27 protein-coding genes are annotated in these 25,253 nt (G+C 66.7%); 15 read left to right on the top strand and 12 right to left on the bottom strand.

What is annotated here, in order from left to right; all coding sequences use genetic code 11:
* The first annotated feature begins 33 nt into the window (after nucleotides 1-33).
* Nucleotides 34-1,179 carry a CBS domain-containing protein gene (locus RJT37_RS14770; protein ID WP_313685628.1) on the top strand — a complete coding sequence of 382 codons (1,146 nt, stop codon included), beginning with the start codon at nucleotides 34-36 and terminating at the stop codon, nucleotides 1,177-1,179.
* 47 nt (nucleotides 1,180-1,226) lie between these two features.
* Here the strand turns inward: RJT37_RS14770 and radB are convergent, their stop codons facing one another.
* Entirely contained in the window at nucleotides 1,227-1,919 is a 693-nt protein-coding gene (gene radB, locus RJT37_RS14765; protein WP_313685627.1) for a DNA repair and recombination protein RadB, read from the bottom strand.
* Nucleotides 1,920-2,044: 125 nt separating this feature from the next.
* Between radB and RJT37_RS14760 the strand changes: the two genes are divergently transcribed.
* On the top strand, nucleotides 2,045-2,845 hold the full coding sequence (locus RJT37_RS14760) for a hypothetical protein (RefSeq protein ID WP_313685625.1): 801 nt from the start codon (nucleotides 2,045-2,047) through the stop codon (nucleotides 2,843-2,845).
* A gap of 5 nt (nucleotides 2,846-2,850) precedes the next feature.
* Here the strand turns inward: RJT37_RS14760 and larC are convergent, their stop codons facing one another.
* Nucleotides 2,851-4,329, bottom strand: coding sequence for a nickel pincer cofactor biosynthesis protein LarC (gene larC, locus RJT37_RS14755; RefSeq protein ID WP_313685623.1), 1,479 nt, complete (start codon nucleotides 4,327-4,329; stop codon nucleotides 2,851-2,853).
* Nucleotides 4,330-4,512: 183 nt separating this feature from the next.
* Between larC and RJT37_RS14750 the strand changes: the two genes are divergently transcribed.
* Both RJT37_RS14750 and RJT37_RS14745 read left to right on the top strand, forming a co-directional pair.
* The gene (locus RJT37_RS14750; RefSeq protein ID WP_311171659.1) at nucleotides 4,513-6,738 is read left to right on the top strand and encodes a CDC48 family AAA ATPase; all 2,226 of its coding nucleotides are present in this window, start codon (nucleotides 4,513-4,515) and stop codon (nucleotides 6,736-6,738) included.
* Between the two features lie 149 nt (nucleotides 6,739-6,887).
* The gene (locus tag RJT37_RS14745) at nucleotides 6,888-7,544 is read left to right on the top strand and encodes a lactate utilization protein (protein WP_313685620.1); all 657 of its coding nucleotides are present in this window, start codon (nucleotides 6,888-6,890) and stop codon (nucleotides 7,542-7,544) included.
* Between the two features lie 89 nt (nucleotides 7,545-7,633).
* Here the strand turns inward: RJT37_RS14745 and RJT37_RS14740 are convergent, their stop codons facing one another.
* Together RJT37_RS14740 and RJT37_RS14735 are read right to left on the bottom strand one after the other, a co-directional pair.
* Nucleotides 7,634-8,056, bottom strand: coding sequence for a universal stress protein (locus RJT37_RS14740; RefSeq protein WP_313685618.1), 423 nt, complete (start codon nucleotides 8,054-8,056; stop codon nucleotides 7,634-7,636).
* 674 nt (nucleotides 8,057-8,730) lie between these two features.
* The gene (locus RJT37_RS14735; protein ID WP_313685616.1) at nucleotides 8,731-10,611 is read right to left on the bottom strand and encodes an ATP-binding protein; all 1,881 of its coding nucleotides are present in this window, start codon (nucleotides 10,609-10,611) and stop codon (nucleotides 8,731-8,733) included.
* 144 nt (nucleotides 10,612-10,755) lie between these two features.
* Here RJT37_RS14735 and RJT37_RS14730 point away from each other — a divergent pair, with 144 nt between their 5' ends.
* Nucleotides 10,756-11,103, top strand: coding sequence for a DUF7113 family protein (locus tag RJT37_RS14730; protein WP_311171654.1), 348 nt, complete (start codon nucleotides 10,756-10,758; stop codon nucleotides 11,101-11,103).
* A 66-nt stretch (nucleotides 11,104-11,169) separates the two neighbouring features.
* Here the strand turns inward: RJT37_RS14730 and RJT37_RS14725 are convergent, their stop codons facing one another.
* Nucleotides 11,170-12,450: a DNA double-strand break repair nuclease NurA gene (locus tag RJT37_RS14725; RefSeq protein WP_313685615.1), complete on the bottom strand. Its 1,281-nt coding sequence runs from the start codon at nucleotides 12,448-12,450 to the stop codon at nucleotides 11,170-11,172.
* Nucleotides 12,451-12,509: 59 nt separating this feature from the next.
* Between RJT37_RS14725 and RJT37_RS14720 the strand changes: the two genes are divergently transcribed.
* Nucleotides 12,510-13,169, top strand: a complete 660-nt coding sequence (locus RJT37_RS14720; RefSeq protein ID WP_313685613.1) for an HAD family hydrolase — start codon at nucleotides 12,510-12,512, stop codon at nucleotides 13,167-13,169.
* A 26-nt stretch (nucleotides 13,170-13,195) separates the two neighbouring features.
* Here RJT37_RS14720 and RJT37_RS14715 read toward each other — a convergent pair whose 3' ends face one another.
* The 5 genes from RJT37_RS14715 to RJT37_RS14695 all read right to left on the bottom strand — a co-directional run bounded on the left by RJT37_RS14715 (nucleotide 13,196) and on the right by RJT37_RS14695 (nucleotide 15,726).
* Complete coding sequence (locus RJT37_RS14715; RefSeq protein WP_313685611.1) at nucleotides 13,196-13,579, bottom strand: DUF7993 family protein; 384 nt, start codon at nucleotides 13,577-13,579, stop codon at nucleotides 13,196-13,198.
* Nucleotides 13,580-13,660: 81 nt separating this feature from the next.
* Complete coding sequence (locus RJT37_RS14710; protein WP_313685610.1) at nucleotides 13,661-14,107, bottom strand: DUF2240 family protein; 447 nt, start codon at nucleotides 14,105-14,107, stop codon at nucleotides 13,661-13,663.
* Between the two features lie 64 nt (nucleotides 14,108-14,171).
* Nucleotides 14,172-14,372 carry a hypothetical protein gene (locus RJT37_RS14705; protein ID WP_313685609.1) on the bottom strand — a complete coding sequence of 67 codons (201 nt, stop codon included), beginning with the start codon at nucleotides 14,370-14,372 and terminating at the stop codon, nucleotides 14,172-14,174.
* A gap of 37 nt (nucleotides 14,373-14,409) precedes the next feature.
* Nucleotides 14,410-15,165 (bottom strand): AMP-binding protein, encoded by a 756-nt coding sequence (locus RJT37_RS14700; RefSeq protein ID WP_313689993.1) that lies wholly within the window; start codon nucleotides 15,163-15,165, stop codon nucleotides 14,410-14,412.
* A gap of 243 nt (nucleotides 15,166-15,408) precedes the next feature.
* The gene (locus RJT37_RS14695) at nucleotides 15,409-15,726 is read right to left on the bottom strand and encodes a cupin domain-containing protein (protein ID WP_313685607.1); all 318 of its coding nucleotides are present in this window, start codon (nucleotides 15,724-15,726) and stop codon (nucleotides 15,409-15,411) included.
* A gap of 127 nt (nucleotides 15,727-15,853) precedes the next feature.
* Between RJT37_RS14695 and RJT37_RS14690 the strand changes: the two genes are divergently transcribed.
* Nucleotides 15,854-16,255, top strand: a complete 402-nt coding sequence (locus RJT37_RS14690) for a hypothetical protein (protein WP_313685605.1) — start codon at nucleotides 15,854-15,856, stop codon at nucleotides 16,253-16,255.
* 91 nt (nucleotides 16,256-16,346) lie between these two features.
* Here the strand turns inward: RJT37_RS14690 and dnaJ are convergent, their stop codons facing one another.
* On the bottom strand, nucleotides 16,347-17,513 hold the full coding sequence (dnaJ, locus tag RJT37_RS14685; protein WP_313685603.1) for a molecular chaperone DnaJ: 1,167 nt from the start codon (nucleotides 17,511-17,513) through the stop codon (nucleotides 16,347-16,349).
* Nucleotides 17,514-17,618: 105 nt separating this feature from the next.
* Between dnaJ and RJT37_RS14680 the strand changes: the two genes are divergently transcribed.
* The 8 genes from RJT37_RS14680 to RJT37_RS14645 all read left to right on the top strand — a co-directional run bounded on the left by RJT37_RS14680 (nucleotide 17,619) and on the right by RJT37_RS14645 (nucleotide 24,344).
* Nucleotides 17,619-18,668 carry a zinc-binding dehydrogenase gene (locus RJT37_RS14680; RefSeq protein ID WP_313685601.1) on the top strand — a complete coding sequence of 350 codons (1,050 nt, stop codon included), beginning with the start codon at nucleotides 17,619-17,621 and terminating at the stop codon, nucleotides 18,666-18,668.
* Nucleotides 18,658-18,954 carry a DUF7977 family protein gene (locus RJT37_RS14675; RefSeq protein ID WP_313685599.1) on the top strand — a complete coding sequence of 99 codons (297 nt, stop codon included), beginning with the start codon at nucleotides 18,658-18,660 and terminating at the stop codon, nucleotides 18,952-18,954. The genes RJT37_RS14680 and RJT37_RS14675 overlap by 11 nt, the downstream gene beginning before the upstream one ends.
* A gap of 198 nt (nucleotides 18,955-19,152) precedes the next feature.
* Nucleotides 19,153-20,100, top strand: coding sequence for a methyl-accepting chemotaxis protein (locus RJT37_RS14670; RefSeq protein WP_313685597.1), 948 nt, complete (start codon nucleotides 19,153-19,155; stop codon nucleotides 20,098-20,100).
* Between the two features lie 137 nt (nucleotides 20,101-20,237).
* Nucleotides 20,238-20,588, top strand: a complete 351-nt coding sequence (locus RJT37_RS14665) for a DUF5802 family protein (RefSeq protein ID WP_313685596.1) — start codon at nucleotides 20,238-20,240, stop codon at nucleotides 20,586-20,588.
* 108 nt (nucleotides 20,589-20,696) lie between these two features.
* Nucleotides 20,697-21,644 (top strand): Vms1/Ankzf1 family peptidyl-tRNA hydrolase, encoded by a 948-nt coding sequence (locus RJT37_RS14660; RefSeq protein ID WP_313685594.1) that lies wholly within the window; start codon nucleotides 20,697-20,699, stop codon nucleotides 21,642-21,644.
* Nucleotides 21,645-21,720: 76 nt separating this feature from the next.
* The gene (locus RJT37_RS14655) at nucleotides 21,721-22,761 is read left to right on the top strand and encodes an N-acetyltransferase DgcN family protein (RefSeq protein WP_313685593.1); all 1,041 of its coding nucleotides are present in this window, start codon (nucleotides 21,721-21,723) and stop codon (nucleotides 22,759-22,761) included.
* 2 nt (nucleotides 22,762-22,763) lie between these two features.
* On the top strand, nucleotides 22,764-23,825 hold the full coding sequence (locus RJT37_RS14650) for a dipeptide epimerase (protein WP_313685591.1): 1,062 nt from the start codon (nucleotides 22,764-22,766) through the stop codon (nucleotides 23,823-23,825).
* A 69-nt stretch (nucleotides 23,826-23,894) separates the two neighbouring features.
* A complete protein-coding gene (locus tag RJT37_RS14645) occupies nucleotides 23,895-24,344 on the top strand; it encodes a UPF0179 family protein (RefSeq protein WP_313685589.1) in 450 nt (149 codons plus the stop codon).
* Between the two features lie 6 nt (nucleotides 24,345-24,350).
* Here RJT37_RS14645 and RJT37_RS14640 read toward each other — a convergent pair whose 3' ends face one another.
* A complete protein-coding gene (locus RJT37_RS14640) occupies nucleotides 24,351-25,100 on the bottom strand; it encodes an MBL fold metallo-hydrolase (RefSeq protein WP_313685587.1) in 750 nt (249 codons plus the stop codon).
* Between the last annotated feature and the right edge of the window lie 153 nt (nucleotides 25,101-25,253).

Here is a 25,253-nt window from a genome sequence, read left to right as displayed (position 1 = left end):
CCAGCATACGGGCGAATGGAGGCTACTCCGACTATGGATATTACTGATATTGCAACTCCTGAGTTCGTCGAAGTCGATGCTGGCAAACGCCTGGGCAAGATCCGCGCGATATTCGAGCGCGAGAACCCTCGTGGGATCGTCGTGACGGAAGACGGCGAGTACGCCGGCATCATCGGCGAAAAGCAGCTGGTGCGGTCACGGATGGAAGATGACACGAAGGCCTCCGTCGTGATGAAGTCCGCGCCTGGCGTCGACCGCCACGAGGACGTCCGCGAAACCGCGCGGATGCTCGTCGAGGGCGACGTCAAGGCCGCGCCCGTCTACGAAGGTGAAAAGCTCTACGGCGTCATCACCAGCGACGCGATCCTCGAAGCAGTACTCGACAGCCTCGATGCGATCTCCGTCGGCGACATCCTGACCGAGGATATCGTCACCGTCGGCGAGCAGGCCCGCGTCGGGCAGGCGATCAACAGACTCCGGGAGCACGGGATCTCGCGGTTGCCCGTCGTGGACGAGGACGACGGCACGCTCGCGGGAATCGTCACCACTCACGACCTCGTCGAGTTCGTCGTCCGCGACGACACGCGACAGGGCCGCGGGGACCGCCGCGGCGACCTCGATCGAATGCTCGATCTCCCCGTCTACGATCTGATGTCCGCACCGGTCGTGACGGCGACCCCCGAGGAGGCTGTCGACACCGTCGTCAAGCGGATGTTCGAAAACGACATCTCCGGCCTGGTCGTGACGCCCGCCGACAACGAGGGAGCCGTCGCCGGAATCGTCACGAAGACGGACATCCTGCGCGCGCTGACGTTCACCGAGGAGGACAGTATGGACGTCCAGATCACCAACGTCCGCCTCTTGGAGACGCTCTCCCGGGCGGAGGTCGTCGAGTCGATCACCTCCGTCGTCGACAAGTACCAGCAGATGCAGGTCCTCCACGCCCACGTGCGCTTCCACCAGCACAAAGAGAAGCTCCGCGGGACGCCGCTGATCCAGTGTCAGATCCGGCTTCGGACGAGCCAGGGACAGGTGGCCGGCAGCGGCGAGGGCTACGGCGCGGAACACGCCTTCCACGTCGCCCTGGATAAGCTCGAACGCAACGTGCTCGAAATCAAAGGTATCAACGCCGACGAGAAACAGCGCGGACAGCTCCTCCGGAAACTCGGCGAACTGTAGGCAGACGACCGCCGCTCGTTTCGAGCGCGGGTCGTTCTTCTCCTCCGCTACTCGACGCCAGCGATCCCGTCTCCGGTGATCTCGAACGTCACCGACTCCCCGGCCGCTTTCGCCCGGTGTTTTTCCAGCGTCGCGCGGCGCTTGCCGCCGCGGAACCGCTCGAGCCGGACGACCGCTCCGGTCCAGTGTTCCAGGGTATGGCCGCCGAGCGCCCGCGCGCGGTCGGTGTCGGGATCAGTGAACACCTGGTTCGTGATGACAGCCGCCAGATCGTGTTTTCGCGCCAAAGAGAGCAGGTGCGTCACCTGCCGGGCGACGCCGCGGAGTGACTCGCCGTCGTCGCTGTCGCCGGTTCGCTCCAGCCGGTAAAACCCGGTCGCACTGTCGAGGACGATGAGGTCGGCCCGCGGGGCGAACTCGGCGGCGTCGCGGACGGCCTCCTCCTGCTGCTCGAAGTCGTGCGCTTCCGAGATAATCAGCCGCGACGTGACGTCCTCGATCGACTGCTCATCGTCCGCGGCAGCTTCGGCGAGCTGTCGGAACCGATCGGCGGAGAGGCCCTCGGTGTCGATGTAGACGGCCGTCTCCCCGGCGGCGGCGACGCGAACGGCCGCCGAGAGCGCCACGTTCGTCTTCCCCGCGGCGGGCGGCCCGTAAAGCTGCGTCACGGTGCCGCGCTCGAAGCCCCCGCCGAGGAGGGAATCGAGCGAGCGGCACCCCGTGGTGAGTGCGTCGGACACGCGACGTCATCGGTCGGCTCCGGCGAAAAACCCCCCGGATCCGCGCCAGGATTTTTCGGCGTGTTCTCCCAGCCACTCCGACCTCGGCGCGATACCTTTTGTAGCAGGGCGCCGAAACCCCGCCAGTGATCGTCGTCGCGACAGAGGATTTCGAGCTATACCACGACGCGGTCGACGAGCTACGGGACCGCGGCGTGACGTTCACGACGCAGGAACCCGGTGCGGACCTGCCGGATCGAACCGAAGTCGTGATTCGCTCGCCCGCGGACGACCCGCCGGCGGGCGGCGTGGAGTCGGTCGTCGCCACCGCCGAGGAGGCCCGCCGCGCCGTCGAAGAAGCGATCTCGATTCTCCGGGGCGGCGGCGGGCGAACGGTCGTCGGCGTCGACCCCGGGACGCGGCCGGGGATCGCCGTGCTCGCGGGCGAAACTGTCGTCGCCGCGTTCCAGGTTCCGCTGTCGGACGCCGTCGAGACCGTCCGCCGGGAGGTGTCGGACACGCCCGATCCGCTGGTCAGGATCGGCGACGGCGCGCGACTGCAGGGGGCACAGCTCGTCAACGAACTCGACGACGTGACCGTCGAACTGGTCGACGAGACCGGGACGACGCCCTACCTCGGGACAGGCGCGCGCGGGATGGGCGACGTCCTCGCGGCGGTCAACATCGCGCGGCTCTCCGGCGAGGAGGTCGGCTCCCGCGAGATCGAGCCCACCGCGGGCGAACTCCAGCGGATCAAGGATCGCTCGCGCCGGGAGTCACGCGACGACCGAACCATCGACGAGGGACTCGCCCGGCGGGTGGCGGCCGGGGAGCTGAGCGTCGACGAGGCGCTCGCGACGCATCGGGAGCGCGACGAGGGAACTGTAGACGGCAGGGACCGCGAGGGCGGCGAGGAGGCGGCAGACGGCACCAGCGACGAGGCCTAATTCGCTCACTCCGCCGACCGGGCGGCGTCCTCGGCGCGGCGCATCACATCTCTGACGGGGACGCCGGTCGCCTCCGCGACAGCGAGGGCGTCGTCGTACTCCGCGCTGTAGTCGTATGGCTCGCCTGCGTCGTCGCTTGCGACCTTGACCGCGACCTCGTGACGCTCGTCGTCGATCTCGATCGAGACGGCCAGGAGTTCCCGCTCGGCGATCCAGCGGTGTCCCGATCCGTGTTCGCGGACGCCGAGCGTGCCGGTCTCCATCGCCAGCCGGTGGGCGACCCGTTCGGCGTCCTCGGGACGCACGATCACCTTTACGAGGTGGCCAGGCCGGGACTTCTTCATCGTCGCGGGGAGGACGCTCACGTCCCGCGCACCCGCCTCGGTGAGCGTTCGCTGGAGGCTCCCGAGTTCCTCGGGCGTCGCGTCGTCGAGGTTCGTCTCCAGGACGGTGATCGATTCGCGGGTGAGTCCGCCGCTGCCGTCCCCGAGGAGGGCCCGCAGGACGTTCGGCCGGCCGGGGAAGTCGTAGCCGCCCGCGCCGTAGCCCGTGGCAGTCACGTTCAACGTGGGCAGCGCCTCGACACCCTCGGCGATGTGTGCGAGGATCGCTGCCCCCGTCGGCGTGAGCAATTCCGCCTCGACCGGGCCGCCGCGAAGCGACCAGTCGGCCGCGGCCGCGATCTCGGCGACCGCCGGCGCCGGGACCGGATACTCGCCGTGCGCCATCGGTTCGCTGCCGCCGCCCGTCGAAAGCGGGGTCGTGACGACGCGCTCGACGTCGAGATCGTCGAGGAGGAGTGCGACCCCGACGACGTCCGCGATGGCGTCGTCGGCGCCGACCTCGTGGAAGGCCGTCTCCGTGAGATCCGTGTCGTGGACCGCCGCCTCGGCCTCGCCGAGGATTCGGAATATGGCTTTCGTGTCCGCTTCGACGGCCGCGGGCAGGTCCATCGATTCGACGATCTCGATCACTTCCGGGTAGGTGCGATGCGGCCCGTGCCCCTCCGCCGGTGTCGCCCCGTGTTCGTCGTGTGCGTGCTCGTGCGAGTGAGTGTGCTGGTGACTGTGTCCGTGTTCGTCGTGTGCGTGCTCGTGCGAGTGAGTGTGCTGGTGACTGTGTCCGTGTTCGTCGTGTGCGTTATCGTGCGAGTGAGTGTGCTGGTGACTGTGTCCGTGTTTTGCGTCGTCGTGACCGGCGTCCTCGTCGTTGTCGCCTCCGCCGAAAGCGTCAGCATCTTCGGAGTCCTCTGAACCTTCGGCGTCCTCTGCACCTTCGGAGCCCTCTGTACCCTCCTCCGACAGCAGGACACTGACGTCCGTCGCGGCGATTCCGTGTTCGTTGACGGTCCCGACAGCGTAGCGGACGTCGAGCGCCTCCTCGACGGGCACGAGCACGTCGGGATCGGCGCCGGCGTCGACGAGCACGCCGAGCAGCATATCGCCGCTGGCGCCCATCCGGCCGTCGAAGGCGAGTGTACGCATACAGGGCGATTCGGGGCGGCGACGAAAAGAGCCACGCATCGATGCCGCGGGCGGTAAGGATTTGTGTCTTCGACCGAAAGAGTGTATTAAGATGTCACACTCCGGATTTCGTGGCGTTCGAGCCGCGAGAGGACTCTCCCGGAGCTGTGACCGATTGGCGGGACGTATCCCCGCGACCCAACTATGAACGAAGTTCAACTCGAAGTGGCGAAGGCGTACCCGAACGACTCGGGCCGCGGCATCGCCCGTCTCGATCCGGACACGCTGCTCCACCTCAAACTCTCACCCGGCGACATCATCGAAATCGAGGGCGCCGAAACCACCGCGGCGAAGGTGTGGCGCGCTGACCGACAGGACTGGAACACCGACACGGTTCGCATCGACGGCTTCACGCGCCAGAACGCCGACGTCAGCATCGGCGAGCGGGTGACGATCCGAAAGGCAGAGGAGACGAAGGCCGAGAAACTCGTCCTCGCGCCGCCGGAGGAGGCGAGCGTGCAGTTCGGCTCCGACGCGGCCGGGATGGTCAAACGGCAGATCCTCAAACGCCCGGTCGTTGAGCGCGACATCGTCCCGGTGATGTCCTCGACGAACCATCCGTTTATGCGCTCGCCGGGCCAGGCGATCCCGCTCATCGCCGTCGAGACGGAGCCGGACGGCGTCTGTCTGGTGACCGAGGACACGGAGGTCGAACTCCGGGAGGAGCCCATCTCCGGCTTCGAGAAGACGGGCGGCGGCATCACCTACGAGGATATCGGCGGCCTCAAAAGCGAGATACAGCGGGTCCGGGAGATGGTCGAACTCCCGATGAAGCACCCGCAGATCTTCAAGAAACTCGGTATCGAGCCGCCGCAGGGCGTGCTGCTCCACGGGCCGCCCGGCACCGGCAAGACGCTGCTGGCGAAGGCCGTCGCCAACGAGACCTCCGCGAGTTTCTTCTCGATCGCCGGCCCGGAGATCATCTCGAAGTACTACGGCGAGTCCGAACAGCAGTTGCGCGAGATCTTCGAGGACGCGACCGAGGAGTCGCCGTCGATCATCTTCATCGACGAACTCGACTCGATCGCGCCGAAACGCGACGACGTGACCGGCGAGGTCGAGCGCCGCGTCGTCGCCCAGCTGCTGACGATGATGGACGGCCTGGAGACGCGCGGGGAAGTCATCGTCATCGCGGCGACGAACCGCGTCGACAGCGTCGACCCCGCGCTGCGCCGGCCGGGGCGGTTCGATCGCGAGATCGAGATCGGCGTCCCCGACGAAGTGGGTCGCAAGGAGATCCTCCAGATCCACACCCGCGGGATGCCGCTGTCCGACGACGTCTCGCTCGATCACCTCGCCGACGAGACTCACGGCTTCGTCGGCGCCGACATCGAGTCGCTGACGAAGGAGGCGGCGATGAAGGCGCTCCGGCGGTACCTCCCTGAGATCGATCTCGACGAGGAGGACATCCCGCCGAGCCTGATCGACCGGATGATCGTCAAGCGCGAGGACTTCCGCGGCGCCTTAGCGGACGTCGAACCCTCGGCGATGCGGGAGGTGCTCGTCGAACTCCCCAAGGTGTCGTGGGACGACGTCGGCGGGCTCGAAGACCCCAAACAGACCGTCAAGGAGAGCGTCGAGTGGCCGCTGACGTCGCAGGGGCGCTTCGAGCGGATGGGGATCGACCCGCCGAAGGGGGTGCTGCTGTACGGCCCACCCGGGACCGGAAAGACCCTCATCGCGAAGGCCGTCGCCAACGAGACGAACGCGAACTTCATCTCCGTGCGCGGCCCACAACTGCTCTCGAAGTGGGTCGGCGAGTCGGAGAAGGCGATCCGGCAGACCTTCCGGAAGGCCCGGCAGGTCAGCCCGACGATCATCTTCTTCGACGAACTGGACAGCCTCGCGCCCAGCCGCGGCGGCGAGACGGGCAACAACGTCTCCGAACGCGTCGTCAACCAGCTTTTGACCGAACTCGACGGGCTCGAGGAGAACGGCAACGTGATGGTGATCGGCGCGACCAACCGCCCGGATATGATCGACCCCGCGCTCATCCGCTCGGGGCGGTTCGACCGCCTCGTGCTCATCGGCCAGCCCAGCGAAGAGGGCCGCGAGCAGATCCTGAAGATCCACACCCGCGACTCTCCGCTCGCGCCCGACGTGAGCCTGCGTGAAATCGCCGAGATCACCGACGGGTACGTCGGCTCGGATCTAGAGACGATCACCCGCGAGGCCGCCATCGAGGCGCTGCGCGACGACGACGACGCCGAGGAGATCGAGATGCGGCACTTCCGGGAGGCGATCGACTCCGTCCGCCCGACGATCACCGACGAACTGATGGACTACTACGAGCAGATGCAGGATCAGTTCAAGGGCGGCACCCGAGACGGTCTCGGGGAGCGCCGCGACGGCCGGATCGGCTTCCAGTAGCGGGGTCGAACTCGTTTTCCGAGGTGGTGAACTGTTCGGTTCCTCGACAACACGATAACGCCCGTGTAACCACCTGATACCGGTGTCCGCGAGAGGTTAAGTGGTTCACGGACCTACCGACGGGTGTCGAAAGCGACAACCCACATCAGATGTCTCAGCAGAAATCCGACTACGCAGACGACACCGAAATCGACGTAACGCTCGACGAACTCCCCGACGACGAGACCATCCGAGAGACCGTCGAAAGCCTCGAAGCGAACGGGTTCGAGGTCGTCGTGGTCGACTCAGTCGACGACGCGCTGGAAGCGATCAAATCGCAGATCCCCGCTGGCGCGTCCGTGATGAACGGCCACTCGACGACGCTCGAAGAGATCGGGTTCGAGGACTACCTCTCGGGGGGTGACCACGAGTGGGAGAGTCTCCCGGACCAGATCTGGAGTATCGACGACGACGAGGAACGGCAGGCCGCCCGCCGGGAGTCCCAGACCGCCGACTACTTCCTCGGTGGGATCAACGCCATCTCCCAGACCGGTGAACTCGTCGCCGCGGACCTCTCGGGCAGCCGAATCGGTGCCTACCCGTTCGCTGCGGGCAACGTGATTATCGTCAGCGGCGCGAACAAGATCGTGCCGACGCTCGACGATGCGCTCGATCGACTCGAATCCGTCGCGTATCCGCTGGAGAACGAGCGCGCACAGGAGGCCTACGGCGTCGAATCTGCCATCGCGAAACAGCTCATCTTCCGCCGGGAAGCCGAGGAGGGTCGGACGACGCTCGTACTCGTCCGCGAGCAGTTAGGGTACTGATACTCTCGGACATCGGTCTGTGCCGGATCGTTTAAAAAGAGTTGTGTCCGACAGTATCCGGCCTCGAACCCACCACGAAACGCTGACTCTCACCGAACGACCGTGACCGGCACGGGCGAGTGGCGGACGACATCCTCGGCGACGCTGCCGAGGACGAGCCGCGAGACCCCCTGTCGGCCGTGGCTCCCGACGACGACGTGGTCCACGTCGCGCTCGTCTGCTGCTTCTACGATGGTCGCGGCCGGTCGCCCGACCTCCGTATCGGCCGTCACCTCGCCGCCGGTGTCGAGTCGCTCTCGCGCCTCCCGCAGAATCTCGTCGGCCTCGACTTTCGCCTCCTGATACCATTCCTCGGAGCCGGTGGGAAGGGCGCCGGCACTGTAGCCCGCCTGGACGGGGTCGATGACGTGCAGAAGCGTCACCCGAGCGTCGTCCCACTCCTCGGAGACGAACGCAAGCGCCTGAAGCGACTGCGGCGAGCCGTCGACCGGGACGAGCACGTGTTTCGGCATACCCGGGGGTACGTCGCGGGGTTACAAAAAACGGGGTCCGGAAGGTCGCGTAGTGCTGGCGTCCGATAGTTTTCCGCGTATGGAGGTAACGTAGGAGAGCTTCCGTACTTGGGGGGAATCATTCAGTGCAGACAAAGAATTTAGTGACCAACTGTGTGGCAGTACGTGATGAAGCGACGCTCCGTACTCGTCTCGTTCGCTGGGCTCGTCACTCTCTCGGGATGTTCGACCTCTCGTACTGAAAGTGGGAATATTCAGATTGCAAATCAGACTGGCCAAGAAGTATGGAAGGAGATAACCATTCAGAGAGAAGGTGGACTGTTTTCGGAGTCAGAGACGGTTTACGAGACGAGAACGCGAACACCACCAACAGAGGATTATCGTTCGACGCTCACTGATGTCGCTCCTCCGGGGACATACGAAGTACAGGTCGCGTTCGAATCGAGAGAAACGGACCGAGAAAGCGGTGTCCATACGACGCAGTGGTCCCCAACAGGCGAAAAGAGCGAGTCACTAATCGTTAGTTTAGCTCCTGACTTCGACGTTGAATTTCTTACTCAATAACTGAAGTGGAGTCGGTCAGTTCGCACGCGAGGTCTAATGACCGATGCAGCTGTCATTTTATGAAATAAACCACTGTAACAACGTTCCACGACACCCGCTCCAACAGATACTTACTCGCCGTGACGCGTCAGACAGACCGGCAGGCCGACGAGTTCGACGGGCTCGGAGTTGTCCGGGGAGTAGACGACCAGCTGTCCCTTCTCCATGTAGGGCACTTTGTCCTCCAGTTCCGGCGGGATGTTGACGCTCTTGATCGCGTCCTCGTCGCCGAGGTTGAGCACGAGCCGCGTGTTGATCTGTTTGAACACCGGCTCGGCGATGTCCTGTGGGTCCTGCGTGACCAGAAACAGGCCCAGCCGCTCTTTGCGGCCCTGCTTTGCGGCCTCGGTGAACTTCGAGATCACCTTCCGCGCCTGGACGGTGTCGGCGTCCGCGAGGAAGTTGTGCGCCTCGTCCATCCCCAACAGCAGCGGCGTCTCCTTGATCCGGTCGGAGTCGGGAGCGTTCGAGAGTTTGTTGTCGATCAAAAGACTCGACACCGCGAGGACGAAAAGCTCCTTCGCGCGGCTCGTCGAGAGGTGGTACGTCGGGATCACCGTCAGTCCGCCCGGCCGGACGAGCTGGTGGTCGAGGTCGGTGATCGGCCGCGCCGACTGGTCGAAGACGCCGTCGGGAACGCCGTGGACGCGCCGTTTGACCGCGTCGAAGGTCGCTTCGTGGACCCGGCCCGACTCGTCGAGTTCCTCGCGCAACGCCTGATCGTCCAGGAACGTCAGGAACTCCTCGTAGGTGCCGGCGTCGCCGTACTCACGGAAGAAGCGCTTCAGCAGGTGGACGAGTGCGGGATACTGGTTCTCGTTGAGGCTGCTGCCAGCCACGAGCCACGGCCGGTTGCGGGCCATCGAGAAGGGGATGGTGAACGCCTGCTGTTCCGCGCGGTGGCCCTTGCCGCCGTAGGCGACGCCGTCCTCCTTCGGGACCAGCGCCAGCGTGTCGTCGTGACCGCCGTGGACGATCCCCTCCCGTTCGTACCGGCGCGCGGTCGCGTCGTCCATCGCGGGGTTGTCGTCGTGCATCTGGGCGTACTCGTCCTGCGGGTCGAACTGGACGACCGCGAGCCGCGCCGAGCGGCCGTCGTCCATCTCGTAGGTCCGGTCCTCTGCCAGAAGCTGCCGCAGGACGTTCTTCGTTGCGTGGGTCTTCCCGGAGCCGGTGCCACCGGCGACCAGGGCGTGTCGGAACACGAGCGGATCGCCGTCGCCGTAGTCGTCCCGGAGCCGGTAGTCGATCGTTGGGGGCTCGGCCGCGGTCCGGACCTTCTCGCCGCCGACCGAGAGGTGCCCGAGGAAGATGCCGTCGCCGGGGATCTTCAGCCCGGTCTTGATCTGTTCGGGGTCGGTCGCCTCGGCGGCGATGGCGCCGGGCTTCGGCACGCGGTCGACCATCCGGCGCTTGAGTTCCCCATCGTCCTCGAATAGGACCGCGAGCGGGTCCAACGACGCGACGAACTTGTAGTCCCGCTCTTCGAACTCCTCGCGGCGCATCGCCCGGCGGGCGTGGATCTCGGTCGCGTCGTCGGTCTGGAACTCCTGGGCGTACTCTAAGGCGGTGATCCGCGCAAACAGCAGTTCGTCGTCCGGATAGGGCACGAGAAGGTACTTGCCGAGTCTGACGGTGTCGCGGTTGTTCGTGGTCACGTACGCCCGCAGCGTCGTCTCGTCGCCGTCCTCGGCGACGCGGAGCCCTTGCGAGACTGCGATCGCGCCGATTCCGCGGTCCTGGCCCCTCGGTGCGGCTTCGTAGCGGTCGAACGCGACGTCCTCCTCTGGGTCGTCCGACCCCGACGTCGGGCTCTCGTCGGCGGCACCGCGTGTTTCTGTTGTGCTGTCCGTGTCCGTCGACGCACCGCCGTCCCCTGCCGTCGATCGGTCCCCCTCGGTCCCGTCCGAGGGCCGATCGTCGGAACCGGGCTCGAAGTCGCCGAGATCCATCTTGGGTCTCACTGCGCCGCCGACGAATAAAACACCTCGCCCGTGCTCAGCGTTCGGTGCCGCCCGCCGCTTGCGTCTCCCGGGGTGCCGCCCGCCGCTTGCGTCTCCCGGACTGCTTTTCCCGCCTCGGATCCAATCACGGGTATGCTTCTGGTGCGCGGTCACGGTGGGGGGACGACGCTGACGGGGACGATCTTCGAGCGGGGCGAGCGTGCTCCCTCGTATAAAGGGGCGCCAGACGAGGACGCCCCGTACGTCTGGGTCTGCGACGAGTTCTACGAGGTCGAAAGCGGCGGGTCGGAGACGACGATCGACGGCGAGACGGTCAACGTCGCGTTCGAGTCGCCGATGCCCCGCGGGTTCGAGACGCGCGAGCGGGCGCTGGACGCGGCGGAGGCCCACGTGCGGACGCAGTTCGCCCGCGTTGGCGTCCCCGAGTCCGAGGTCGACGTCGAAGTGATCAAGCAGGATCCCGGCGCCGAGCATCCGTAGCCATCCCGTTACGGCGCCGAGTCGTTCTCTCGGACGTCGATATCGCCCGGAACCGCGGGTCGGCCACTACTCGGAGTCGTCCCACCGCAGGTCGTCGTACCGCTTGACCTCGCCGCTTTCGAGCGTCTCGGTGAACTTCTGCCGGAGCGAGGACTTCTCGCCCGTGCTGATGCGCGCGAGTTTGTCCGCCTTCGCGACCGCCTCCGGTGGCCCGCGTCGGGCCGCGACGTCACCGAGTATCTGTCTGGTGATCGCTTCCCGTGTTGCGTCGTCGCGGGCGAACACGTAGGGCGTCTCGACCCGGTAGAGCACGTCGGTCTGGGGTTCGTAGATGACGAAGAAACACGTCTCGTACAGTTCGGGATCGAGGTGTCGCTCGACGCCGTAGACGTCGCCGTCACTCGCAATCGTCGCGTCCGCGCCGTCGTGGGAGTGGAACCAGCCCGTGAAGGTCAACTCCTCCGTCCGACGTCCCTCCGGGCCGTGGTGTGATCCGTCCCGATGCTCGCCCTCCTCGCGCCGTTCGAGCAACCGAGTGAAAAAGGCCGCGTCGTCGGTCCAGGGGACCTCGAACCCGCGCTCCCGGTTGCGGAGCGTGCCCACGATTCGCTTGGACGCAGGGTTCTTGACGAACCCACACAGCGGGACGTCGCGCTCGACGAACCGCTCGACGAGACGGACGTAGTTCTCGACGATCGAACGCGGCTGCAACTCCTCGGCGATCGCCTGCAGTTCGGCGTCCCTGTCCCGCCAACTGAGCAGTTCCAGCGGATACAGCGGCCCGTCGAGGACGAGCAGTTCCGACACCGACTCGGCGTGTTCCAGCGCGTGGGAACTTTCCGCGAGATACAGCGCCAGCGCGTGGACGATCCGCTCGGCGTAGCGGTTGACGCGGGGGACGCGCAACACGCGCCACCGGCAGTAGCCGTCGTCGACGTCCCGCCAGGACTCCTCGATCGGAACGGTCTCGTCGTTGAGGTGGGTCGCCGCGACGATACTCCGGTGGCGGTGGAGGTCGAGATCCGACGGCACCGCGGCCATCGCGGCCTGTGCGAGGTCGACGACCAGGCCGTTTTTGAACGTCGTCGGGTTGATCGTCCCCGAATCCAGCCCGTGGACCGTCCCGAACGGCGACGCGGCCAAGGCGACGTCCTCGGCGTCGACCGCGCGCAGGCGCTTTTCGCCGAGCGGTTCCACGACGACGTCGCCGTCGGGGCCATAGAGCGGGTCGAGAAAGTCTTCCCAGATCCGCGCGGCGACGTCGACGTGGTCGGAATCGTCGACCTGTCGGGCGAGGTACGCCGCGAGATCCGCGATGCCGTCGACGTGGACGGGATCGAGTGTCACGTTCGGCACCTCGCGTCGAGACGAGAAAAGTCATACGTCGTGGCGACCTACCGGCGGCCGTGACAATCACCGCGGTCGGCTTCGACCTCGACGAGACGCTCGCCGTCCCCACGCGGGACCGGACTGCGATCCTCGCCGACGCCGTCGAGACGGTCGACGCGCCGCCGCTGTCCCGCGAATCGTATCTGCGAGTCCACGGGCGCAACCTCACGCGGGAGAGTCGGACGCCGATCTTCGCCGATCTGCTGGCCGAACACGACGCCGAGACCGATCCGGAGACGCTGGCGCGGGTCTACCGGGAGGAGATCGCCGACGCCATCGCGCCCCTCGAGGGCGTCGAATCGTTCATCGAGCGCCTGCGCGAGCGGTACCGCGTTGGCCTGCTCACGAACGGCCCACAGATGGCCCAGCGGGACAAACTCCGGACGCTCGGGTGGGCCGACGCCTTCGACGCCTCGCTCGTGACCGGCGAACTCGACGCCGGCAAGCCCGACCCCGCAGCGTTCGAGGCGCTCGTCGACGCGCTCGGCAGCGATCCCGGCGAGACGGTCTACGTCGGCGACGACGTCGACGCTGACATCGCAGGCGCATCGGACGCCGGACTGCTCGCCGTGCAGGTGACGTACGACGGCGGTCCGGAACCCTCGCCGCGGGCGGCCGCACACATTCCGCGGGAGCGGCTGATCGCCGACCTCCCAGACCTGTTGGCGTCGCTGTAGCAGCCTCCTGGGAGCTTCAGACTGACCTACGACGTGCTTTCGCCGGAAGCCACAGCCCGGAGCACCGGCAGCAACCACTTGACCTGCGCGCCGTCCTCGACGAAGACCAGCGTCCGCGGGGGCTCGACCGCTTTCGGACGGACCCGAAGCCCTTCCTCCCGTGCGGCGTCGGCGGCGACGTCGACGCCGCGCTCGAACTCGACACGGGCCCGTTCGGGCTGGACGAACACCGAGGCGACTCGCTGGTCACCACGGTCGATCGCGTAGGCGAACGCCCCGTCGGGAGAGGGCTCGACGTCCTGGGCCGCCCCGGTCACCGCGAACCGTTCGAGTTCGCCACTGTGTCCGGTCACCTCGGAGGCGAGCAGTTCCGCGATGCGGTGCCCGTCGTTCAGTCGGTCCTCGACCATACCACTCGTTCCGGCCGCTGGGAGAAGAGGGCTCCGTTCGAATGCGTGAAAACGGGGAGTCGGCCGTCGCTCCCGAACGAGCTACTCGCCGAGTTCTCCTCTCGCCGCCCGCGCAGCCCCGCCGATATCGACGTTCTCCTGCCGCGCGTACAGCGCCGCGGCCGCCTCGACCGTGATGTCGAGCCGTCGCTGCCGTTCGTTGACGGCGGCGACCGCCTCCTGTTTGTCGTGGCCGGCGGCGACCAGCGAATCGAGGATGCGCTCGAACGTCGACTGTTCGCGGAGGATCGACTCGTCTGGTTCGTACTCCGCCGGGACGGTAACCGACGACGGATCGAAGCCGGCTACGACCTCGCCGTCGTCGCGTTCGAGCAGCCCTCGGCCGGTCGCCACGTCGATGAGTCGTTTGGCCTGATCCGGCGAGAACCAGTTCCGGTCCAGCGAGAGCGCGACGACGAACTCCCCCTCACCGAGTCGGGTCTGCCCGCGCTGTTTGAACGGGACGGCGACCGCTACCTCCAGCGTCATACCGGAACCACGACCAGCGGGGCACAAGGAGTCCCCGGTTCCCGTCCCGACCTGCCGGATCCTGTCACGCCTCCCCCGATCCGGACCGACCGCGGGTCAGCGCCCAGACGACGAGTGCGACACCCTCGATCCGGGCGGCGGTGTACACCCACGAGCGGAGGTCGACGTCCCCCTCGGCCGCGAGGGACATCCAGAAGTCGACCACCTTTCGCGGGGCGAGCAGTTCGAGGATTCCGATGACTAGCGCCGCTACTCTGAGGAGCATATTCGAATTTCGCCAGACCGTGAATATAAATCTGCTGTCAATTCTCGCCGCCTTCGAACGGTGCGCTCTCGACAATCTCGGTGGCGGTCACTGTGTGATCGGTCCGGTGAGAATCGCCCGTGTCCGCCGCCGCTTCCTTCGACGCATACCCACCCGTCGCTTCCGTCGACTCTGCTGGGAAAACGATCGTCGCCCCCACCAGAATCGGCGCCAAGAGACCGGCGACGACGACTTCCGGATCGGCGAGCGAACCGCGGACGACCATCTCGTCGCCCGGCCCGAGATCGGCGTCGGCCGCGACACGGGCTGCCCCGGAGAGCAACTCGGCGTGCGTGTACGTGCGATCGTCGGCAACCAGAGCGGGATCGGAGCCGGCGACGTCGACGGGGTGGACCGCCGGGTTCTCGCTCCAGACCTCCGCCTCCCAGTGGGTCGTGGCAGGATCGTCCGGCGGGCCGCCGTGCACCGCGAGGCGGTGCCCGGGCGGGAGATCGAACTCGCTCTCGCGGTCGACCGGCGCAAGGACGGCCCGGGGCGGATCGTCAGTGACTGTCTCGGCGAAGCGGGTCACTGCGCCCAACTGGGCCGCGCCGTAGAACGCCAACACCGGTTCCGGGAGCGCGTCAGGGACGACGAGCACCTCGTCGCCGGGGCGCACGCCCAGATACCGGAGCACGTTCCCGGCCTTGTAGGAGGTCGTGATGAAATCGCGGTAGCTGTAACTCCGCCCCGGTGCGGCCGCCCGGAGCGCGTCGCCGTCAGTGCGCCGCTCGCGGGCGACGACCGCGCCGATAGTCGCGGGATCGTCACACTGCGGCGGAAAGGTTGGCGTCCGTCCGGAACTCTGGTCGTGGGCGGTTTCGGCCTCCCTGTCGGGCCCAGCTCCGGCGTCGCCTGCGTCGGAATCGTCGGTCACACTGCAGGCTCGTCGGCCCGATACAAAAACAGCGTCGGCCGGGGCCCGGATCCGCGGTCAGGTGCACCCGCGACAGCTAACGTCCGTGGCAGGGCGCTCCCGCGACGACAAATGTCCGCGTCAGGGCGCTCCCGCGACGACGAACGTACTCGGTTCGTCGGTATGCAGGCTTCGGGTCGATTCTGGCGCGACGCGGACTGCGTCGCCGGCAGCCATCGCCACCTCGTCGCCGTCGACGACGATGGTCGCCGATCCCTCGGCGAGGTAGTACACCTCCTCGTGACCCCTGTCGGCGTGGTCGTGTTCCATCCCGGCCCAGTCGGCGTCGGCGTCGATGACGGTCACGCCCAGGTTCTCGCAGTCGAGCGTCTCCCGGAGGAAGAACATCCCGTCGGCCTTCTCGTCGCCGTCCGCGTAGTTCGCTTTTGTATACGACATCGACCGGATCTACGGGCGATAGCCACGTGAAGGTGGGGGTGCGGAAACCCAGTCGGCTGCGACAGCGGTCCGCGGAAGACGCATCGTCCCGTACCACTATGTCTCCGGTCCGTTTTTGGGACGAGTGATGAGGGGTGAGTTCAGCATCGTCCGCCCCAAGGAAGTTCCGACGGAACAGTTCAACACCTGCGAGACGTCCGTCCGGAAGCTGACGGGGCCGCTCGGCAGCACCGAACTGCGAGTCAATCAGGTGATCGTCGAACCCGGCAAGGTGACCACACCCCACACCCATACCGCCTCCGACGACGAGCCGGGCCAGGAGGAAGTTTTCGTCGCGATGACGCCCGGACAGATCGCGATCGAGGGCAGGGAGCACGACGTCCCGCAGGGCGGCGTCGTCCGTGTCGCGCCCGACGTTGAGCGGAACCTGCTCAACCGCACCGACGACGAGACGCACGTGTGGCTGGCGTTCGGCGCGCCGCCGGTCGGCACCGTCGACGACTTCGGGGCCTACGAGGTCAGCGAGTAGGGAAGACAGGCGTCATACTGTTGGACACGAGTCTGTGAAGAATTTCGCCGCCGGGGTGGCGAATATCTTGAAACAGTTGTGCCCGACAGTATCAGAAGGAGTTTTTGATCTTCTCGAAGAAGCCCTCGTTGACGTCGACGTCCTCGCCGCCGGCCTCGGCGAACGCCTCTAAGGCCTCTTTCTGTTCCTCGTTGAGGTCGTCCGGCGTCACGACCTGCACTTGGACGTAGAGATCGCCGTGGCCGCGACCGCGGAGATGCGGCATCCCCTCGCCGCGGATCCGGAACTCCTCGCCGCTTTGGGTGCCCGCTGGGATGTCCAGATCCGCCGCCCCGTCGACGGTCGGCACCTCGACGGTCGCTCCGAAGACGGCCTTCGGGAACGAGATCGGGAGCCGGAAGTACAGGTCGTCGCCGTCGCGCTCGAAGTTCTCGTGGTCGCGGACGGCGACGTCGATGAGCAGATCCCCTTTCGGCCCGCCGTTCTCGCCCGGGGCGCCCTCTCCCTCCATCCGGAGCGTCTGTCCGTCCCGGATCCCTGCAGGGATGTCGACCGAGAGCGTCGCTTCCTCGCGAGTGATGCCGTCGCCGCGACAGACCGAACAGGTCTCGCTGTAGATCTCGCCCGATCCCTCACACCGGGGACAGGTCTGGGTCTGCTGGACGCGGCCGAGTGGCGTATCGCGGACGGTGGTGGTCTGACCGCGACCGTTACACTCCGGACAGGAGTTCACGTCGGCGTCGGGCGGGTGGCCGCGGCCGTTACACTCCGGACACTCCTCGGGGCGGGTGACGGTGAACTGCTTTTCGACGCCCTCGTACACCTCTTCGAGGTCTAAGGTGACCTGCGTCCGGAGGTTCTGGCCCTGTCGCGGGCGGTCCTGCCCGCGGCCGCCGCCCCCGCGGCCGCCGCCGAAGAACTGGTTGAAGATGTCCTCGAAGGGGCTTCCCTGGCCGCCGCCCATCCCACCGAAGGGATCGCCGCCGCGGCCACGGCCGCCGGCACCGCCGCCGTCGACGCCGCCACGCTTTTCGGCCTGTTGGAAGCGCTCGTGGCCCAGCTGGTCGTACATCTGGCGCTTTTCCTCGTCGGTGAGGACCTCTTTGGCCTTCTGGGCTTTCTTGAATTTCTCCTCGGCCTCGGGGTCCTCGGAGACGTCCGGGTGATACTCCGCGGCCTTCTTGCGGTAGGCCTGCTTGATCTCGTCCTCGGTGGCGTCCCGGGAGACACCGAGCACGTCGTAGAAGTCCTCGCTCATTCGTTGTTGTGGGTTATCCGTTGAGCTACTTCAACGGAACGGGTCGTCGAAGCCAGCGGCGATGCGCAGGGCTGGGCTTTTGCCCCTGCCGGCGAAGTGGGGTGTATGCAAGCCGTCAAGTTCACTTCCCACGGCGATCGCGACGTTATCGAGTACGGCGAGGTTCCGGACCCCGAGGTCGACCGGGGCGAGGTGCTCGTCGACGTGAAAGCCGCTGCGCTGAACCACCTCGATGTCTGGACGCGGCGCGGGCTCCCGGGGATCGATCTCTCCTTCCCGCACGTGCCCGGCAGCGATATGGCGGGCGTCGTCGACGCTGTCGGGGAAGCTGTCACCCGATTCGAGCCGGGCGACCGCGTCGCGTTCTTCGCGGCGACCACCGACAGCGACGGAGAACGCGGCGACGGCCCTCCCCGTGACGACCCCACGCTCTCGTCGGATTTCAGCATCATCGGCGAACACAGCCAGGGCGTCCACGCGGAGTACGCCGCCGTGCCGGCAGCGAACCTGATTCCCGTTCCCGAGGGCGTCGACTGGGAAGTCGCCGGATCGGCCGCGCTCGTCTTCGGAACTGCCTGGCGGATGTTAATCCACCGCGCCGAGGTGCAGGCGGGCGAGCACGTGCTCGTCCACGGCGCCTCCGGGGGCGTCGGCCACGCGGCCGTCCAGATCGCCGACCACGCCGGCTGTACGGTGTACGCGACCGGATCGTCGGAAGCAAAGCTCGATCACGCCGCCGACTGCGGGGCCGACCACGCCATCAACTACGAGGAGACTGACTTCGCGGCGGCTGTCGACGACCTGACCGACGGCCGCGGCGTCGACGTCGTCGTCGACCACGTCGGCGAGGCCACGTACGACGGGTCGCTGCGGAGTCTCCGGAAGGGCGGCCGGTTCGTCACCTGTGGCGCGACGACGGGCGGGAACCCCGACGCCGGACTGCGACGCATCTTCTGGAACCAGCTCTCGGTGATCGGGTCGACGATGGCCACGCCCGAACAGGTCGCGGAAGTCCTCGATCTCGTCTGGGCGGGCGACCTCGAACCGGAGATTCGGGCGACGCTGCCGATGAGCGAGACCGCCCGCGCCCACGAACTGATCGAGAACCGTGAGGGCTTTGGCAAGGTGGTCGTAATTCCGGACAGTGAGCTCTGACGACGAGGGATACGTCCACCGGCCGGGTGAGGCGGAGGCGAACGAACCCCCGGACGGTGACGCGGCAGCGACTGGCGAGGGCGGCTTCGGCGCCCGCGGCTGGGTCCTCGTCGCCGTGCTCGCGGTATGTACGCTCGTCGTCCCCGGAATCATCTACGTCCGACCGGGTATCCTCTCGGCTGTGGGTATCCCGTACATCGCCTCGCTGCTTGTGCTCCCGCTTCTTCCCGCCGCCGCGCTGGGACTCACCGCAGTCTGGGCGATGGCAGCGACGAGCCGCGACTGAGGGTCGAATAGTCAGAAATCAGATATCGACGAACCGCTCCGAATTCTCTCTGAGTGAGAGGCTTTCCCGGAACGGTCTCATTGCCTGGGATGGTGAGGTGTAACGGCCACAATGCTTTTATTCGATTTCCCGATTCAATATCAGATGTGAAAAGTCGGGCCCAGGGCTTATTGGATTTGTCTCACCATTTTGGCACGAATGTCGTCCGAATCACAGCAGTCGACCGCAGATGGCGAAAACCACTCCGACGACAAGGTTGTGATCGACCGCGAGCGATTGGAGGATCTCCAGGCCTCGACGCAGGAACTCGCCTCCGCGGCCGAGCAGATCTCCGAGAGTACAGCGGAGATCAACGGGGTCGCCGCCGAGCAAGCGGAGAACCTGACGACCGTAACCCAGGAGGTCTCGAATCTGAGTGCGGCGGTCGAAGAGATCGCCTCCAGCGCCGACCAGGTCCGCAGCGAGAGTCGACGGGCCCGGGAACTCGCCGAGGAATCGCAGGCGGCCGCCGACGACGCCATCGACGCGATGAATTCGGTCGATGCGGCGACCGCCGAAGTGACGGAGGACATCTCGGCTCTCCGCGAGGACGTCGACGAGATCGACACCGTCGTGACTGTCATCCAGGACATCGCCGATCAGACGAACCTGCTCGCGCTGAACGCCTCGATCGAGGCCGCCCGGGCCGGCGAGGCCGGAGACGGGTTCGCAGTCGTCGCCGACGAGATCAAGACACTCGCCGAAGAGACCCAAGAGCAGGCGGTCGACATCGAGGAGTTGGCCGACCGGATCAAATCGAACACCGACGAGACCGTCGCGAGTATCGACCGGGCGAACGACGAGATCGACACCGGGATCGACCGGGTCGACACGGCCCTGGATAGTCTGGAATCAATCGCGGACGCCGTGAGCGAGGTCAACGACGGCATCGAGGAGGTCGCCGACGCGACCGACGAGCAGGCCGCAAGCACCGAAGAGGTCGCGGCAATGACCGACGGGGCGAACGACCGCGCGCGGACGATGGCCGACGAGATCGACGAACTGGCCGCCGCCAACCAGGAGCAGACGGCGAAGGTCGGCGAGATCGCCGACACCGTCGCGGAGTTCAGCGAATCGTGGGGGTCGGCAGTCTCGGTTGACGACTGAGGTCGATTTTCTCCCGAGTTCGTCTGGTCCAGTATTGGACTGGTCCCGTGTTCGTTTTCGGGGACGACTAATTGCCCCATAGCGTCGACCCGCCGGAAAGACTTATTACGGATGGTGTGTGAGATTCTCTCGCACAGATGTTCGAGGCATTCTCCACGAGCTACTACCTGGGACGGCTGTACGTCGAACCGTCCGACCGGGACGTCCCGGCGATCCAACGAGCGGATCACGAGCGGGTCAACGAGGAGCTCTACGGCGACGAGGGGCTCTTCCGGACCGACGCGCCGCTCGTGATGAAACTCGATCAGGGACACATTCCGGTCCTCGGCGACGAGGATGTGCCCTCCGGGACGCTCGTCGTCCCCGAGACCGTCGACGACGGCGACCTTCCGGCCGAGCGCGACGTGTTGCTGGCGAAGTCTGATCGCGCGGCAGAACTGCTTCGCTACTCGGGCTATCGCTTCGGCGACGACAGCGCGGTGGCGTGATACTGACCGTTGTCGTCTCTTCGCGGTGCTCGCCGGGAACGGGGGCGGCGCTCGGCGGGAGGAGACGAGAGTAATCATTATAAGTGGCCCGCGGCCGCGGATCGAGATATGCTCGACGAGTTGCTCGGCCGCGCCGAACTCAAAGCGCGGATCGAGGAGCTGGAGGAGGAAAAACGGCATCTCGAACGCCGGGCGGAAGCGGAAGAGGAACGGCGATCGGAGGCCGCACGCAAGCGCCAGGAGGCCGAGGCGACGATCAACCGCCTGGAGGACCGCATCGAGGGCCTCGAAGAGCGGATCGAGCGACTCTCCGGGGACGACGAGACCGAGGTCGCATTCCGCGGCATCGAGGAGTTCCACGGCGAGCGTCGTGAGGAGGTCCTCTCGCGGCTCTCCTCCTTCGAGACAGGACCCGAGGGGGCACTGACGGCGATGGTTCACGACGACGTCCCCGACGCCGTCTCCGACGTCCTCGGAGATCGCTCGGCACTCGTCCGCCGTGCCGCTCCGTGTCTCGTCTGTCTCGACGATGCCGGGCTGGTCACAGTCGCGCTTGCGCCGCCGACGCCACCCGCGGCGTTCGTCGAGTGGGGGAGCGGCTTCCGCCTCGACCGTTCGTGGTTCACGCCCACAGAGCCCAGATGGGTCGCGCTGGTCCGCTCTGACCTGTTCGCGCTCGGGATCTACGACGGCGATAACGTCACGCTCGTCGACGAGGTCGAATCCGACGTGATGGGTGCCCACTCGAAGGGCGGCTTCTCGCAGGCGCGCTTCGAGCGGCGGCGCGATCAGCAGATCGACGAGCATCTCGACCGTGCGCGGGCGGTCATCGAGACCCACGTCGAGGCCGCCGCAGGCGACGACTCCGAACGGGATCAGACGGGACCACCCATCCCGACGGATCCGGGCGTGATCGTGCTCGGCGAGGAGACAGTCCTCGGGCAGTTCACGGACCTCGCAGACCGGACGGCTACCGTCGACGCCACGGGAGATCCCGGCGATGCCCTCCGCTCGGCTGTGCGGGAATTCTGGACGGTCCGGCTCTCGTTGCTGTAGCCACACGCCCCGGCGGAGTGGGTGGATGCCGGCGTCGAACACGGGCATTATATTCTCCCTCGTCGTGGCCTGAGGTATGACAGACTCCGCACCCGATCGGGTCGTCGTCCTCGCACACGAGAAGTTCCCAGAGCGGGCGAAGACGGCCACTGGCGTGCTCAAATACGCGGATTACGATGTCGTCGCCGTTCTCGACCGCGAACACGCCGGCACCTACACGACCGACCACCGGAGCGATCTCCCCTCGGTTCCGATCGTCGCGTCGATGGCTGACGCCCCAAAGGCCGACGCGCTCCTGATCGGAATCGCGCCGATCGGGGGCGGCTTCGAGGAATCCTGGCGGCCGGACGTCCGCACGGCGATCGAACGCGGCTGTGACGTCGTTGCCGGGTTGCACTACTTCCTCTCGGACGACGAGGAGTTCGCTGCACTCGCCGACGAGCACGGCGTGGCTCTCCGCGACGTCCGCAAGCCCGACCCGGACCTGACCGTCGCCGAGGGTCGGAGCGCCGAAGTCGACGCCGAGGTGGTGCTGACGGTCGGGACCGACTGTTCGGTCGGAAAGATGACGGTCGCGCTCGAACTGACCGCAGCAGCCCGCAACCGTGGGATCGACGCCGGATTCGTCCCGACCGGACAGACGGGGATTATGATCGCCGGCTGGGGCCACCCGATCGACCGCGTCATCTCCGATTTTACCGCGGGCGCCGTCGAGGAGATGATCCTCTCGGCCGGCGAGGAGCACGACGTGCTCTTCGTAGAAGGGCAGGGGAGCATCGTCCACCCGGCGTACTCTGCAGTCACCTGCGGAATCCTCCACGGGGCGATGCCGGACTCGATGGTGCTGTGTCACACAGCGGGACGTGAGGCGATCCACGGGTACGAGTCGTTCTCGCTACCCCCGCTTGCGGAGTACGTCGACCTCTACGAGCAACTCGCCGCGCCGGTCCACGAGGGCACCGTCACCGCCGGTGCGCTGAACACGGCCGACTTGGGGGCAGACGCGGAGGCGCGAACTGCCCTCGACGACTACGCGGCCGAGATCGACGCTCCCGCGACCGACGTCGTCCGCTTCGACGCCGGCGAACTGCTCGATCCGATTCTCGGGGTGGAGTGAGGATGACCCTCACAACTGAGTTCGAGCGCGTCTCGCTCCCGCTGTCGGACGAGTTCACGATCGCCCGGGGGACCCAGGAGACCGCCGAGAACGTGATCGTCCGCATCAGCGACGAGTCGGGGACGACGGGCCTGGGCGCCGCCGCACCCGCGGCTCACTACGGCGAGACGGCGGCGACCGTCGAAGCGGTCCTCCCGGACCTGCTCTCTGTGGTCGATTCAGTCGGCGATCCCCACGCAATCGAGCGGATCGAACGGGAGCGCCGCGAGGTCGTCGCCGACAACCCCGCAGCCCACGCTGCCGTGGATATTGCGCTTCACGATCTCGCCGCGAAACGGCTCGACGTACCGCTCTTCAGACAGTGGGGGCTGGATCCCGACTCCGTCCCGAAGACCTCCTTTACGATCGGTCTCGATTCGACCGAGCGGATGCTGGAGAAGACACGGACAGCCGTCGATACGGGGTACGACGTCCTGAAGGTGAAACTCGGGACCGACCGCGACGAGGAGATCGTCGCGACCGTCCGCGAGGCGGCGCCGGAGGCGCGAGTCCGCGTCGACGCCAACGAAGCCTGGACGCCGCGGGAGGCGGTCCGGATGACCGAACTGCTCGCCGAGTACGACGTCGAGTTCGTCGAGCAGCCAGTGCCCGCGAGCGACCCCGCGGGGCTCCGGTTCGTATACGAACGGTCTCCCTTGCCGATCGCCGCCGACGAGTCCTGCGTTCGGCTCCCGGACGTCCCGGCGGTCGCAGAGTGCGTCGACATCGTGAACCTGAAACTGATGAAGTGCGGCGGGCTCGCGGCGACACGGCGGATGATCCACGCCGCGCGGGCCCACGGACTCGAGGTGATGCTCGGCTGTATGATCGAGACGAACGTCTCGATCGCTGCGGCCTGTCACCTCGCGCCGCTCGTCGATTACGCCGACCTCGACGGCGCGCTGCTGCTCGCCGAGGAGGAGTACCGCGGCGTCCCGATAGACGGGAGCGAGATCCGACTTGCCGACCTGGGTACCAGCGAGACCCCGGGGACAGGTGCCCGACCGACGGGAGACTCCGGCTGAAGACGCCGTGGCGACTCGTCGCCCCCGGACGCACACGCTTAACCGCACGCGTCGATTAAGGCCGGATAGATGTCCCAGGTCACGCTCATCGGCGATCGACTCGCGTCCCCGGGGACGGAGTTCGTCTACGAGGGCGAGTCGACGGCGTGTGAGGGCTGTCCCTACCGGAAGCAGTGTCTGAATCTCTCGGAGGGCGTCCGCTACGAGGTGACGGAGGTCCGGGAGAGCGGTCAGTTGCTCGACTGTGCCGTCCACGACACAGGCGTCCGCGCAGTCGAGGTCGAGCCGGCGTCGATCGCTGCCAACGTGTCCTCGCAGGGCGCCTACGCGGGCAGCAAGGTGAGCCTCGAAGGCCCGTGTCCGCACACGGAGTGTCCGAGCCACGAGTACTGCGTCCCGGCCGGTGCCGACTTCGAGACGGAGTACCGGATCGCGGAAGTGAACGGTGACCCGCCGCACGAGTTCTGTTACCTCGACCGGGACCTGACGCTCGTGGAACTGGAACCGCCGGAGGAGTAGCGGCGCTCAGACCTCGAGACGCAGTCCGTCGCGGGCGAACCGCACGTCCCCGTCGTAGTGTTCGCTGATCGAATCCAGCATCTCCTTGTGGCGACCTTCCGTGGGCGGATACAGGTGCGTCAGGTAGACGCGACCGATGTCTCTCCCCGCCAGAACCGCTCCGAGTTCCGACGGCGACGGATGCGTCTCGACGTCGACGCCGTCGGGGAAGGAGCAGTCGTGTGCGAGCACGGCCGCGCCGTCGGCGAAGTTCGCGAGCGACGCCGACGCCTGGCCGTCGCCGGAGAAGACGATGTCTCCTTCTCCCTCCGTTACCCCGGCAAAGCGGTAGGCGAGACAGTCCATCGAGTGTTGCATCTCGGTCGCAGAGACGTCGAACCCGGCTACGGAGAACTCGGTCGGGCCGACCTCCCGGACGCTCAGGTCCACGCGACCGTCGAGGTACTCGTGGACGTCGAGCAGGCCGTCGATCAGGGATTTCGTTCCCCCAGGACCGACCACTTCGAGGTGTTCCTCGCCGGCCAGCCACCGCGCTTTCAGGAGGGGGAGCAGATCCGCGACGTGGTCGAGATGGTGGTGCGTCAGTAGCACTGTCGAGACGCCCTCGTAGCCGACGTCGGTGCCGGCGAGTCGGTGGAGCACGCCGCTGCCGCAGTCGACGAGGAGCCGTCTGTCGTCCCGTTCGAGCAGGAGTCCCGCCTGCACGCGGTCGGGGAGCGGCATCGCGGTTCCGGTGCCGAGGAAAGTCAGGCGCATCGACGGCCGCTACGGTGCGGTGGCCGATAGGCGTTCGGGACGAGTTCTCGAATCCGAGTGAGCGAACAGTCGGCACGAGAGACGCGTTCGCGGTGGTTCCCACGCCGACGTGCCGAACAACCGCTGCCCGGCGCGGGGCCCTTGTCAGGTCAC

Source organism: Halobellus marinus (assembly GCF_032113415.1).
GTDB lineage: Archaea > Halobacteriota > Halobacteria > Halobacteriales > Haloferacaceae > Haloquadratum > Haloquadratum marinus.
Note: the sequence above shows the minus strand (reverse complement) of the source record. Positions and strands in the feature narration are given on the sequence as shown.